The sequence below is a fragment of the Gemmatimonadota bacterium genome (assembly GCA_016712265.1).
Classification (GTDB): Bacteria; Gemmatimonadota; Gemmatimonadetes; order Gemmatimonadales; family Gemmatimonadaceae; genus RBC101.
In genome coordinates, this window is the sequence record JADJRJ010000028.1 from 1,049,560 (window position 1) to 1,062,823 (window position 13,264).

Consider the following 13,264-nt stretch of genomic DNA (forward strand, 5'->3'; position numbering starts at 1 on the left):
AATCCCCGCGAACGGCAAGGTCAGGCGCGCAGGCTCGCGATCACCCGCCACGGAGTCAGGGGCAGGTGGTTGACTGCGACGCCGAGGGCGTCCGCGACCGCGTTCGCGATCGCGGGGGCGGTGGGGATGACCGGTGGCTCGGCCAGTCCGCGCGCGCCAATGGGATTGGCGGCCTGGTCGACCGAGTTGATGCAGAAGGCATCGATCAGCGGCGCATCCGCGATCGTCGGCAGCTTGTAGTCATGGATGGTTGGGTTGACCGGCCGGCCCGTGTGGGCGTCCACGAGCCGCTCCTCACCCAGGGCGAACCCCATCCCCTGGAGGATCCCGCCCTCCAGCTGGCTCCCGGCCAGCAGCGGGTTGATGACGCGACCGACGTCGTGGGCAGCGACGATACGCAGCACGCGAACGTGCCCGGTGTCTGGTTCGACGTCGACTTCGGCGAACTGCACGCCAAAGCTCATGATCCCCATGTCCTGGGTGTTCGGGCCGCGGCTGCCTTGGCCCATGATCATGACGTTGCCCAACTTGCGCGTGACCTCGGCGAAGGTGAGGCGCCGCGCCCCGTCGCGAGTGGTGATGGCGGAGTCGCGCGCGACCAGGTCGCCCGGGTGACACTCGAGGAGCTCAGCGGCGGCGTCGAGGAGCTTGAGGCGGGCCTCATCGGCGGCGGATTGGACGGCCGGCCCGACGGAGGCGGTGGTCATGGAGCCCCAGCTGTTACCCGCGTACGGGGTGCGCTCGGTGTCACCGAGGATGACGCGCACATCCTCCAGGCGGGCGCCTAACGATTCCGCGGCCACCTGGGCGAGCACGGTGCGGGCGCCGGTGCCGAGGTCCTGGGTGCCGGAGAGGACGTCCACCGAGGCGTCGGCGTTGAGGCGGACGGTCGCATAGGCGGGAGGGCCGCCGCCGGCCCCCCACACCTGGGAGGCCATGCCAAACCCCCGAAGGCGCTGGGGGCCCCCCCCCGATTTCAAGATGCCATCGGCGGCCGCCCCCTCCGCAACCATTCCATCCCCAACCCCAGCATTTCTCCGCATCTCGCGTTCCGCCCACCCAAAGCGCGCCGCCCCCTCCGCATAACACTGCAGCAGCCCGTTGGACGAATACGCGCGCTGCCGCGCTTCGTCTCGCGCCGCGAAGTTCCGCATCCGCAGCTCGAGCGGGTCCATCCCCAGTCGGCCGGCCAGCAGGTCCATCGTGCGCTCCAGCGCAAACGCGCCCTCCGCATGTCCGGGTGCGCGAAACGCCTGCATCGCCTGCTCGTTCACGTACACAAAGGCTTCCGTCGTCCGCACGTTGGGGCACGCGTACATCTCGTGGAAGATCGCAGCCACCGACGCCGCCCACCCCTCCACGCCTAACGGCACCTCGCACCACGCCTCGATCGCCTGCAAGCGGCCATCACCGTCGGCGGCCATCCGCACGCGCGTCGCCGAGGCCGGACGATGCCCCGTGTCCACCTGCTCGCCAAATCGGTCGAGCACGCAGCGGACCGGCCGCGCATGACGACGCGCCAGCAGGGCCGCGAGGACCGTGTGCGGGCCGGCGTTGTTCTTGGCGCCGAACCCCCCACCCATGTATTCCTTGATGACGCGCACGCGCGACGTGGACACGCCTAACGCGCGCGCGACCTCCGCGCGCACGCGGAACACCCCCTGGGTGGACTCCCAAATGGTGACCCGGTCGCCCTCCCACTGGGCCACGGCGCCGTGCGGCTCCAGTGCCGTGTGCAGCTGGCTCGCCGTCGCGTACGACTCCTCCACCACCATCAGGGCGTCACGAAAGGCTGCGTCCACGTCGCCGCGCGTAGTCACCGTCGGGGCGCCGCCAAGCACGTTGCCGGTCGGTCGGATGGTCGGGGCCCCGGCGGCGCGCGCCGCGCCCGGGGTCAGGACGGCCTCGGTCGCCTCGTACGCGAGCGCCACCGCCCGTGCCCCCAAGCGTGCGCCACGCGCGGTCTCCGCACACACCACCGCCACCGGCTGCCCGGCGTAACGAACCTGCGATGATAGCAGCGGCGCACCCGCCACCTTGATGGGGCGCGGCAGCTGCTCGGCCGTGAAGACCTCGAGCACACCCTCGATGGCCAGGGCGGCCGCGGGGTCGATCTGTGTGATGCGCCCTGCCGCGATCGGCGCACGGACAAAGGCCGCGTGCAGCATCCCCGGCAGGAGCAGATCCGCCGTGAAGGTCGCTGACCCCGTCACCTTTTGCCGAGCATCCATGCGCGGAACCGATCGGCCGACCACGTGCAACTCGGCATCGGCACCCCAGGGTGCGGCCTCGTGCCCCGGGACCTCCACCACACGATTCTCAAATCGGCCCTCGACCTCCACCGAGGTCGTGATGAACCGGCGCTCGCCGTCGCTCATGACGCCGGCGCCGCGCGGAGAGCAACCGCGGCCTGGCGAATGGCCGCGACGATCTTCGGGTACGTACCACACCGACACAGGTTGCCCGCCATCGCCTCGCGGATCTGCTCGTCCGTCGGGTCAGGATGGCGCTGCAGCAGCGCGATCACCGACATCACCTGGCCGGGCGTGCAGTATCCGCATTGCACCGCATCGCAGTCGACAAACGCCGCCTGGACCGGGTGGAGGGCGTCACCTGAGGCAATCCCCTCGATGGTGGTGACGGCAGCCCCGTCGAGCCCGCAGCTCAGGGCGAGGCAGCTGTACGCCGGCCTGTCGTTGATGTGGACCGTGCAGGCGCCGCACTCACCCTGTTCGCATCCCGCCTTGGTCCCGCGGAGGTGGAGGCGGTCGCGCAGCGTCTCCAGCAAGGTCTCGCCGGGCTCGGGCTGCAGGGTCCGCGCTCGGCCGTTCACGACAAGTCGCATGGGGCGGAACTAAGGGCGCGATAGGGGGAAAGTCCAGTCGCCGCAGTCACTTGCGGGCCCTCCGAGCGTTGCCGCCCCGGCGGGACATTCGTCCGAAAGGGTGGTGGCTTCACCTGCCTCGTCTGACGCCATAGTTTTGCACTGACCGTTCTCCAGCCCGCCTCATGCCCTACGTCATTACCGAAGCCTGCAAGTCGACCAAGGACAAGTCCTGCGTCGACGTCTGCCCCGTGGATTGCATCTACGAGGGGCCGGACATGCTCTATATCCACCCCGACGAGTGCATCGACTGTGGGGCGTGCGAACCTGAGTGTCCCGTCACGGCGATCTTCCCCGAGGAAGACGTGCCGGCCGCGCAGCGCGAGTACATCCAGATCAATCGGGACATCTTCAAGGGGGCGAATCCCCCGGGGCGGCCGACGCGCTGAGCCCCGTGCTGCGCGCGATCACCCTCGATTACTGGGACACGATCTACGCGGGCGCCTCCGAGCCCGAGCGCGTGGTGCGCCGGCGGGAGGCGCTCTGGCATTTGGTGGTTGCGCACGGTAGTACGCTGACCCGCCCGGCGTTTGACGACCTCTACACCGCGTCTGCAGCCGAGGCCCATCGCTGGTGGCGGGACGAACACCGCGGCTACCACACCGTCGATCGCATTCGCTGGTTGTGCGCGGCCATCCCCACGCCGACGCCGGTCTCCCACGACGCCATGGAAGCGGCGGCCGCGGTGATCGACCAGACGCTCGTCGACGTGCCGGCGCCCCTGTTGCCGGGGGCGCGCGACGCCATCGCGAGGCTCTCGACGGTGTATCGCCTCGCCGTGGTGTCGGACACCGGGTTCGCCAGTGGACGCGCACAGGACGCCCTGCTGGCCCAGGATGGGCTGCGCTCGGCGTTTACCGCGACCATTTACTCGATGGATGTGGGCTTCGCCAAGCCGCGCCCGGAGATTTTCCGGGCCGCCCTCGACACGTTAGGCGTGCCGCGGGAACACACCCTGCACGTGGGGGACAACGAGCGCACCGACGTCGGTGGTGCGCTGGCCTTCGGGATGCGGGCCGTCCGGCTCGATGCGGTGCGTGACGCCGGCGACAGTCGCGCGGAGTTTGTCGCGCGTTCCCTCGGTGCCCTCGCCGATTACCTCCTGAACGCCGCCTGAGTCAGGTCAGGTGCAGCGAGGCGAGGAACTCGCCGAGCACGTGGTTCACCGCGGCGGGTCGCTCGATGTTGGCGAGGTGCCCGGCTCCCGAGATGACCTCCAGGTGACTGCCGCGAATGCCGGCGTGCATCGCCTCGGATTCGGCAACGGGAGTCAGGACGTCTTCGTCCCCGACGACAATGAGGGTCGGCACATTGATGGTGCCTAACGTGTCCGTTGAGTCCGGGCGATGCAGCATCGCCTGCAGCGCCCCGGTGGAGCCCGCGACCGGGGCGGCCTCCAGCATGGCGTACACGGAGTCGCCAAGGCTCGGGTTGCGCTCACGGGTCGTCTTGCCCAGCATCCCGGGCATCATCTGGTCGGCGATCCCGCCACTGCCGCGCTCCGCGGCAATGTCGAGGAGTTGCCGCCGACGTTGCGCGCCCGCGGCGACATCTGCTCCGGCGCGTGTCCCCATCAACACGAGGCCGCGCACTCGGTGAGCGTGTCGTCGCCAGAGGGCGAACGCGACGTATCCTCCCATCGACAAGCCACAGACGACGGCGCGCTCTACCTGCAGGTGGTCCAGCAGCTCGGCGACGTCGTCCGCATACTGGTCCATGGTGTACGGGGGCAACGCGGCCGACTCCCCAAAACCGCGCAGGTCGGGAGCAATGCATCGCGCGCGGTCGGAGAGGGCGGCGACCTGGGCGTTCCAGATCGATCGACGGAGCGGAAACCCGTGCAGAAAAACGACCGGGTCGCCCTGTCCCTCATCATCCAGGCCGGTTTCGCGTCCTCCGATCCATGCGATCATGTCATCCAGCGGGCGTCGAAGGTGTGCCAGAAGAGCACCGGGGGGCCGGCCTGAAGGCCAGCCCGTACGGCCGCATAACATGCCTTCGCCGCGTACGTGTCGTCGAGTAGCACACCGTGGGACGCGCGCACCTGGGCCGCGGCTGCCACGGCCGCCGGATTGGGCCGACCGTATGCGCCGGCATACGCCATGTGATCGACCACCAGCGACGCGGAGCGCGCCACGGCGGCCGGAAGGGACGCCGCACGTGCGGCCTGGAGAACCAGGCGTCGCAGCCACCAGCCCTCATGTCCCGCCGACGGACCGCAGCGCACAGCGACCACCGCCGTTGGCATCTCCGCCAGCGCGAAACCCAAGGCCAGGCCAGCGGCCGTCCCCCCGGTTCCATGGGCGACGTAGACCCGCTTGGGCGCCGGGAGCTGCCCGGCCGTGACCTGGTCGGCCAGCTCGATGGCTGCCTCCACGTGCCCCTGCATTCCGAGGGGCGACGTGCCCCCGAACGGGATCCAGTGACTGCGATGACGCACGCGGCGCCAGCCGGCGCCCAGCATTGCGAGCGCCGGGGACGGCGAAATCGGCGCCGCTACGCACCGCGCTGTGATGGCCGCACTGACGCGGTGGGCGACGGGATTCATCTCGTGATGCCATCGGTTGGCATGCGTCGCCATGCCCAGCGACGCACCGTGAGTGGCCGTCGCGAGGACGTGGGTCGACCCCTCGCCGCCCACCGTCACCAGGTCCGACCCGGGACGTACCGTGCCGAGGAGAAACTGCAACGCACGCGCCTTGTTTCCGCCGCACTGGTCGGCGTTGAGGTCGTCGCGCTTCACCCACAGCGTTGCGCCGTCCATCACCCATGCCTCCACCGGCGATGGGCGCACGCCGATGGGAGCTCGGGGGCGCCCCGCGAGGGCGCGTTCGAACTGCGATCTCGGGGTCGTCATGCGCGTGTGATCGGGAGGTGGACACGGCTAAGTTACGGTGCCGTCCGCCATCCAGCCCCGCCTCGTGACCCCATCAAAGCTCCCGGCCTCGTCCAGCGCCACCTACCTCGATGTGCCGGAGGCCGCCGAGCGATTTCTCACGGGGCTTGTCGGCGCGCGCACGCTCGCCGTCGACACCGAAGGCGCCAGTTACCACCGGTTCGTCGACCGCATTTACCTGCTCCAGCTGTCGACGGCGGACGAACACGCGATCATCGATCCCCTGCGCGTGACCGGCCTTGCCACGCTGGGCCGCTTGCTCGAGGACCCGGCCGTGGAGGTCGTCTTTCACGATGCCGACTACGACCTGCGACTCCTGCATCAGGACTACGGATGGCGCGTCACGAACATCTTTGACACGCGGGTGGCGGCGCAGCTGCTGGGGATCAAGGCGTTTGGCCTGGCCGCGCTGCTCGATGAGTACTTCGGCGTGAAGCTGGACAAGAAGCACCAACGCGCCGACTGGTCCATGCGGCCGCTGTCAGCGGACATGTTGGACTACGCCGCCCAGGACACCCGCCACCTGCTCGGACTCAGCCAGCGACTCCGCCAGGCGCTCGAATCCAAGCGACGATGGCACTGGGCCCAGGAAGAATTCCAGCGCCTGGAAGGAACCCGCTGGGAGCCGGAGGACGCGTCGACGGCCTGGATGCGCGTGAAAGGAGCCCGCGACCTCACGCGGCGCGAACTGGCGCGCCTGCGCGAGCTGGTCCCGTGGCGCGATGAGGTGGCTCGCGGGCTCGATCGGAGCACCTTCCGCGTGATCTCCAACGAGGTACTGCTTGAGGTGGCGCGCCGCGACCCGACGCGACCCGCCGAGCTGGCGGCGATCAAGGGGATGAACCCGCGCCTCGCCGACGCCCGCGGTCGCGAGGTGATCGACGCGCTGGCGCGCGCCAACGCGGTTCCCGAGGGCGAGTTGCCGAGATTCCCCCGGGCACCGCGCTGGGACAAGGATCCGGAGTTCGATGACAAGGTCGGACGCCTCAGGCAGGTGCGCGATGCCGCTGCCCATCGGCTCGAACTGGATCCCGGCGTGTTGTGTTCGCGGGAGCGCATGGAGGCCGTGGTGCGCCGTGCGCCCGTGCACGTGCGCGACCTGGAGGAGTTGCCCGAGTTGCGCCGTTGGCAGTTGGAGGTCCTCGGCGAGGAGTTCGTGCGCGTGTTGCGCGGCGGGTCGTCGCCGTACCGGGATGCGTAGGGCCGGCTGGTTCCTCACCGCTCTCCTTGCCACATCCAGCGGTGCCCAGGAGTGGAGGCGGGGCGACCTCTATGCACCCCCAACCGGCGATAGCGTCGCCCCGCCGCTGGCGCGCGAATTTCGCGGCGCCTGGCTGGCGACGGTGGACAACATCGACTGGCCGTCAAAGCCGGGACTGCCGGTCGCGCAACAACAGGCGGAACTCCGCGCCCTCTTCGATGCCGCGCAACGCGTCCGGCTCAACGCCATCGTCTTCCAGGTGCGTCCCTCGGCCGATGCGTTGTATCGCTCGCGCCTCGAGCCCTGGTCGTATTTCCTGACCGGGGCGATGGGGCGCGCGCCCCAGCCGTTGTGGGACCCGCTGGCCTTCGCCATCGCCGAAGCCCATGCGCGCGGCATGGAGTTGCATGCCTGGTTCAATCCCTACCGATCGCGCCACCCCGCCGATCGTGGGCCCGCGGCAGCAAGTCACGTCAGCCGCGCAGCCCCAGCATGGAACCATCGGTATGGACCCTATGGGTGGATGGACCCGGGGGAACCCGGCGTACGCAAGCGCACTCGGGATGTGGTCCTCGATGTCGTCCGACGATACGACGTCGACGGCGTCCATATGGATGACTACTTCTACCCCTATCCCGAACGGAACCGTCGCGGGGCGGAAATTCCCTTTCCCGACGCCAGGTCCTGGAACCGCTATCGGCGTGGCGGGGGCACCCTCGGCCGCAACGATTGGCGTCGCAAGAATGTCGACGACCTCATCCGCGAGCTGTACGACTCGGTCAAGGCAGTCAAGCCGTGGGTCAGGGTCGGCATCTCACCGTTTGGGATCTGGCGTCCCGGGCATCCGGCGTCGGTCAGCGGGTTTGATGCCTATGACAAGCTGTACGCAGATTCGCGCCGCTGGCTCAATGAGGGGTGGGTCGACTACTTCACCCCGCAGCTCTACTGGCAGGTGTCCGCGCCGCGGCAGCCCTACGGCGACCTTCTCGCCTGGTGGCGCGCGGAAAACACGAGGCAACGGCACGTCTGGCCGGGAAACTACACAGGACGTGCATCCGCGCGCGGACGCACGACCTGGCCGGTGGCGGAGGTGTTTTCCCAGCTCCAGGAAACACGCCGCCAACTCGGTGAGGCCAGCGGGAACGTCCATTTTCCGATGAACGCCTTCGTGTACTCGACCGATCGCCTCAATGACCGTCTCGCGGCCGGTCCGTACGCCGAACCCGCGCTCGTGCCGCCGGCACCATGGTTGAGTCGCGGGGCGGTTTCCGTCCCGGCGGCGGCCGTTCGCGTCCTTCCGGAGGGGATCGAGTTGCGCGTGCAGCGCATCGTGCCCCCGACCGTGCGTCCCGCGCCGGCCCCCCCGGTGAGCCGGGATGCCACGCGGGCGCGCACCCCGGCACCGCCAATCCTCGCGGCGAATGATCCGCGATGGTGGGTGGTGCGCGCGTCCTATCCCGACGGGTGGCGCGTTCAGGTCGTCGACGCGGATCGAGAGGTCGTGCGCCTCGCGGTCGATCCGGCAGGCGCCTACCCAACGGCGATAACCGTAAGTGCCGTCGATCGTTCCGGGCAGGAAAGCACGGCCCGGATCGTGCCTCGTTAGGTCAGAAGCCGAGGTACGCGCGGACCCGAGGCTCGATCCGATCAGGGGTCCACGGCGGGGACCAGACCAGGTTGATCGTCGCCGTTCCGACACCGGTCACGGTCTTCACCTCGCGCTCCGCCTCACCCATGATCTCGGGCCCCGACGGGCATCCCGGGGAAGTGAGACTCATGTCCACCCGCACGTCCGACCCGTCGACCGCCACCTCGTAGATCAAACCCAGGTCGACGATGTTGAGGTTCAGTTCGGGGTCCTTGACGCGCCGAAGCGCGATACGCACCGCGTCGGCACTCAAGGTGCCGTCGGCAGGGTGCGTGGGTGGTTCAACTGGCGGAGGAGATTCCATACCCGAGGAAAATCACCGGGAATGGGGTGAAACACAATTGGGGGCCGAAAGGGAGCCCGGCCTGAGGGAACACTCCGAGGGCGCGGCTAGGAGCGCGTGGCGCCGGGCGTGCGCGCGGAGGTCGCCTTCTTGGCCACCGGCTTTCTCGCGGTCGGCGTTCGAGTCTTTCCGGTGGACACCGTTGGCGCCTTTGTCCTCGACGCACTCGGCGCCTTCGCCTTCCCAGCGGCCGGCGGCTTGGCGGTGGACGATGTGCTGCCGCTGCGGCTCGACACTTTCGCCTTGGTCGGAGTGGCCTTGGCGCGCGTCGTGGTCGCTTTGGTCGGCCGTGGGGGAGTCGCCTTGCGGCTGCGGCTCGAGCGGCGGCGTCGAGCCGCCGGATTCCAGCCATCTGCCCGATCGGCACGGAACGACGCCGGCATCAGCGGAACCTCGTCCAGGCCATCAACCACCGCGAGCGCTGCGGCGTCGGCCAGGTCGGCCCGGACGTCCGAGATCACCTTTGCCGGTCGACGCGCACGGGCCGCGTGGACCCGGTTCGTCAGGAGGATGACGAACATGTCGCGATCCGGATCAATCCACATGGAGGTGCCAGTAAATCCGGTGTGACCGTAGGCGCGCTCCGAGAGGTACGTCCCGGAGCCACCATCTCCGTCGGCCGTGTCCCATCCCAACGCGCGCGAGCCAGCCGCCCGTGCGGTAAATCGCGCCACGGCGGAATCACTCACAATGCGCACGCCCTGGTACACGCCGCCGTTGAGCATCATCTCGGCGAAGACTGCCAGGTCCGCCGCTGTAGAGAAGAGCCCGGCGTGACCGGCGATTCCGCCGAGCGCAAAGGCGTTTTCGTCGTGTACCTCTCCACGCAGCGGGTACCCGCGCGGCGGCGAGACTTCGGTGGGCGCCACACGATCTCGCAGCGCTGGCGCCGGGTTGAATCGGGTGTCCTGCATCCCGAGCGGCGCGAAGACGCGCGCGTCCAGGAACTGGTCGAGTCCCTGGCCAGCCGCCGCTTCCACGACCCAGCCGAGGACGTCGGCGCCGAGGTCGGAATAGATGAAGCACTTACCGGGCTCGCACACGAGTTCCGATCCCAGCACGATTTGTCGTGCTTCGGCCCGGTTAAGAGCCTGACGCCAAAGCTGTTTTCCCGCCGGCAGGCCGGCGTGGTGAGTCAACAGGTGCCTGATGGTGACGCGATCTTTGTTGGCTCCCGTGAACTCAGGGAGGTATCGCGACACGGGGGCGTCGAGGTCGAGTCGCCCCTCGTCGTACAGGATCATCGCCGCGGTGGTCGTCCCGACGACCTTGGTCAGCGAGGCAAGGTCGTAGATGGTCGCCTCCGGGTCCACGAGAGGGCTCCCGGCGGTCCAGCCCAGTTTGCCATACCCGCGTTGCAGGGCAGCGGCACCACGCCGTCCGACGACAACGGCCGCCCCGGGGTACCCGCCCTCTGAAATGCCACGTCGCACGACCCGATCGATGTTGGCGAGTCGCTCGGCCGACATGCCAACGTCCCGCGGCGCCCTGACCGGGAGTCGGTCGGGTGCTGCGGCAGCGATGAGGATGAGCGAGAGGGAAGTGATCACAGGGCAAACAGGGCGATGATTCTGACCCAGTAGACGAGCAAAGCTCCTGCCACGCAAGTGGCCGGTCGGGTGTCAGCTACCCCAAGATGGCGCATATTGTTGCAGCAGCGCAAGTTCGGTGGTGACGTCTCATGTAGTTTGGCCGGGAGTGGTGGGATTCGTCTCGGTGCGGTGGAGGGCGATCTGCCCCCTACGGAGGACGAATCCGCGAGGCGAGCTGGACCGTTGATGCATTGGGACGGCCCCGAGGTAAACCTTCCATCGGCTCGGCCGTGACTGATCTTTACAGAACCCCATGGCCACCGACCAGCAACTCATCCAACGCGCCGTCGACGGCGATGAACAGGCCATGCGTCGTCTGTGGTCGCAGCATGCGCCCCATATCGACGCGGTGGTGCGACGCCTGGTTGGGGACCCGGAGACGGCGGCGGACATCGCCCAGGAAGTGTGGATCCAGATCTTCCGGGCGTTGCCGTCCTATCGCGGGGAGTCGCAGTTTGGCACGTGGGCCCACCGCATCGCGGTGAACCGCACGTTGAATGCGCTGCGGCGGACGCGGCGGCTGGAGAAATTGGAAACGGGGATTGAGGAGGACACGGCGGCGGTCGAGCAGACGGTGGAGGGGACCCTGGTGATGGAGAGCATCCAGGAGGCCACTGCGAGGTTGTCACCGGGGGCGCGGACCGTGTTCGTCATGCACGACGTTGAGGGGTACACACACGAGGAGATTGCCAGGGAGCTGGGGATCACGGCCGGCGGATCGAAGTCGCAGTTGTTCAAGGCACGCGCGCGCTTGCGTCGCATGCTCGGCCACCTGGTAGAAGGACTTTCGTCGAGGGACCATGAGCAAGCTGCACCCGGATATTGAGCGTTTGGCTGAGCTGGCGGACGAGGCGCCCACGCCGTTCGAGCGTGAGCATCTGGCCGAATGTCCGTCCTGTGCGTCCGACCTTGCCGCGTATCGTCGCCTGGTGGCGGCGGCGCGCGATGAACGTCGGCGGATCGCCCCCGCCCTTACGGACTGGGACCGCATGCGCGCGCAGCTCGATGCCGAAGGGCTGATCACGAGTCCGGCGGTGCGCTCCCGTCGCGTGCGTCGCGTGCGCTGGATGCAACGTGCGGCTGCCGCGGCGGTGCTGGTCGCCTCAGGCACGGTCGCGGGTCGGTGGTCCGCCGGGATGCCGCTGGCGCAGGCCGTCGCGGGGGGAGCGGCCCCGGTCATCGCGCATGCCACCGCGGTACTCCCGGCGGGCGCCACCGAACGGAGCTTCGATTCGCCGGAGTCGGCGCTCGCGCAGTTGCAACAGGCGCAGCGCCAGTACGACGAGGCAGCGTCGTGGCTTTCCGCTCACGACACGACGTCCGCATTTGGGGCGTCGGAGCAGTACCGCACGCGGCTTGCGGCCCTCGACATGGCGTCGGAGACTTTTGAGCAGGCGCTCACCGACGCCCCCGAAGATCCGATCTTGAACCAGTACTTCATGGCCACGATGAACGCGCGAGAGGTGGCGATCCGGCGGCTCGGTTCCACGCTGCCGGTTGGCGTGCGCGTGGGACGGTTCTAGTGATGGGAAACATGTCCCCCAGGCGGGTGCTCCCCGCGGTGGCGGCGCTGGCGGTGGCTGGGTTCGGCGTCCCCGCGCCGGTGTGGGCACAGGCGGACTCCCTGCGCGTGACCGTCATTCGCGCCTCGACGCCCTTTGAACAGCAGGTCGAGCGGCTCGCGCGTCTCCTCGTGGGCCAGCAGCAGCGCGTGATGGTCCTCACGGGCACCCGGCAGCAGCTGCAGCAGTCCTTGCGATCCACCACGGTGCCGGAGGTGCAACGGGGGCAGGTGCTGGCGCGCTTGCGGCTGGTGGAGAACGAACTGTCGTCCCTGGATGTCTCGCGCGGGTCGCTGCGCCGACAGCTGGAAGAACTCTGTGCGCGAACGCAGATGGCCGAAGGGTGGCTTGGCATCGCCTTCAACGGCGACTACACCATGGACGCCACGCCGGACGGGGTATTGATGGCCGTGCGTCGGCCGCCGGAGGTGGAGACCGTGGAGCCGGGTTCTCCGGCCGAAAAGGCCGGGCTGCGCCGCGGCGACCTGCTCTTGTCGTTAGGCGGGCGAGAGTTGTCCGACGCCGTCATCGCCCTGCACGAGCTGTTGCGCCCCGGGACACGCGTGCCCGTGCGGTTCAAGCGCGGGACCGACACCCGCACCGTGACGGTGCTGATTGAACCTCGCCCGGCCGACTTTCGGCCCAGTTGTGGTTGGGAAGACGACCTGATCGCGCGCGCGCTGGCGCCCAGCAGCAACACGGTGACCTTTGTGGTCACGACGCCGGATGGCCGACGGACCGCTGCGGGCCAGAATCCGTTCACGATTTCTTCGGGCAGCGAGGAGCCTGCCCCGGTGGCCACCATGCGGCCGTCGCAGGGCCCCTCGGGGTTCACCTTCATCGCGGGGTCCTCCGCTCGGTTGCTGGCCGGGACCCAGCTCGTTCCAGTGAACGAAGGCATCGCCACGCTGACTGGCGTGGAACGCGGGGTGTTTGTCGCCGAAGTCGCGCGTCGTTCGCTGGGGGCCCAGGCAGGGTTGGTCGCGGGTGACGTGATCGTCTCGGTGGACGGCCGTCCCATCGCATCACCGGCCACGCTCGTGCAGCTGATGGAACGCTCCGCCTCGCGCGAGTTGAAGCTGCAGGTCGTGCGTCAGAAGAAGGGTGAGACGCTGACCTTGAAGTGGTAGGCGCCGCG

General features: G+C 68.8%; 13 protein-coding genes. 7 read left to right on the forward strand and 6 right to left on the reverse strand.

Annotated features, from left to right (window positions below):
• Positions 1-20: 20 nt before the first annotated feature.
• Together IPK85_11335 and IPK85_11340 are read right to left on the reverse strand one after the other, a co-directional pair.
• A complete protein-coding gene (locus tag IPK85_11335; protein MBK8247976.1) occupies positions 21-2,378 on the reverse strand; it encodes a xanthine dehydrogenase family protein molybdopterin-binding subunit in 2,358 nt (785 codons plus the stop codon).
• Positions 2,375-2,845 carry a (2Fe-2S)-binding protein gene (locus IPK85_11340; GenBank protein MBK8247977.1) on the reverse strand — a complete coding sequence of 157 codons (471 nt, stop codon included), beginning with the start codon at positions 2,843-2,845 and terminating at the stop codon, positions 2,375-2,377. The genes IPK85_11335 and IPK85_11340 overlap by 4 nt, the downstream gene beginning before the upstream one ends.
• A 164-nt stretch (positions 2,846-3,009) precedes the next feature.
• Here IPK85_11340 and IPK85_11345 point away from each other — a divergent pair, with 164 nt between their 5' ends.
• Complete coding sequence (locus IPK85_11345) at positions 3,010-3,273, forward strand: ferredoxin family protein (protein ID MBK8247978.1); 264 nt, start codon at positions 3,010-3,012, stop codon at positions 3,271-3,273.
• Between the two features lie 5 nt (positions 3,274-3,278).
• On the forward strand, positions 3,279-4,001 hold the full coding sequence (locus tag IPK85_11350; GenBank protein ID MBK8247979.1) for an HAD family hydrolase: 723 nt from the start codon (positions 3,279-3,281) through the stop codon (positions 3,999-4,001).
• A 1-nt stretch (position 4,002) separates the two neighbouring features.
• Here IPK85_11350 and IPK85_11355 read toward each other — a convergent pair whose 3' ends face one another.
• Both IPK85_11355 and IPK85_11360 read right to left on the reverse strand, forming a co-directional pair.
• On the reverse strand, positions 4,003-4,797 hold the full coding sequence (locus IPK85_11355; protein MBK8247980.1) for an alpha/beta fold hydrolase: 795 nt from the start codon (positions 4,795-4,797) through the stop codon (positions 4,003-4,005).
• A complete protein-coding gene (locus IPK85_11360; protein MBK8247981.1) occupies positions 4,794-5,741 on the reverse strand; it encodes a pyridoxal-phosphate dependent enzyme in 948 nt (315 codons plus the stop codon). The genes IPK85_11355 and IPK85_11360 overlap by 4 nt, the downstream gene beginning before the upstream one ends.
• 64 nt (positions 5,742-5,805) lie before the next feature.
• Between IPK85_11360 and IPK85_11365 the strand changes: the two genes are divergently transcribed.
• Positions 5,806-6,981, forward strand: a complete 1,176-nt coding sequence (locus tag IPK85_11365) for a ribonuclease D (protein MBK8247982.1) — start codon at positions 5,806-5,808, stop codon at positions 6,979-6,981.
• Complete coding sequence (locus IPK85_11370; GenBank protein MBK8247983.1) at positions 6,974-8,587, forward strand: family 10 glycosylhydrolase; 1,614 nt, start codon at positions 6,974-6,976, stop codon at positions 8,585-8,587. The genes IPK85_11365 and IPK85_11370 overlap by 8 nt, the downstream gene beginning before the upstream one ends.
• Position 8,588: 1 nt before the next feature.
• Here the strand turns inward: IPK85_11370 and IPK85_11375 are convergent, their stop codons facing one another.
• Complete coding sequence (locus IPK85_11375; protein MBK8247984.1) at positions 8,589-8,933, reverse strand: DUF59 domain-containing protein; 345 nt, start codon at positions 8,931-8,933, stop codon at positions 8,589-8,591.
• A gap of 86 nt (positions 8,934-9,019) precedes the next feature.
• Positions 9,020-10,522, reverse strand: a complete 1,503-nt coding sequence (locus tag IPK85_11380) for a serine hydrolase (protein ID MBK8247985.1) — start codon at positions 10,520-10,522, stop codon at positions 9,020-9,022.
• A 295-nt stretch (positions 10,523-10,817) separates the two neighbouring features.
• Between IPK85_11380 and IPK85_11385 the strand changes: the two genes are divergently transcribed.
• From IPK85_11385 to IPK85_11395, 3 genes are read left to right on the forward strand one after another with little or no spacing between them, the layout of a single operon-like run.
• A complete protein-coding gene (locus IPK85_11385) occupies positions 10,818-11,390 on the forward strand; it encodes a sigma-70 family RNA polymerase sigma factor (GenBank protein ID MBK8247986.1) in 573 nt (190 codons plus the stop codon).
• On the forward strand, positions 11,365-12,087 hold the full coding sequence (locus IPK85_11390) for a hypothetical protein (GenBank protein MBK8247987.1): 723 nt from the start codon (positions 11,365-11,367) through the stop codon (positions 12,085-12,087). Before IPK85_11385 ends, IPK85_11390 begins: the two co-directional genes overlap by 26 nt.
• An 11-nt stretch (positions 12,088-12,098) precedes the next feature.
• On the forward strand, positions 12,099-13,256 hold the full coding sequence (locus tag IPK85_11395) for a PDZ domain-containing protein (protein ID MBK8247988.1): 1,158 nt from the start codon (positions 12,099-12,101) through the stop codon (positions 13,254-13,256).
• Positions 13,257-13,264: the final 8 nt, after the last annotated feature.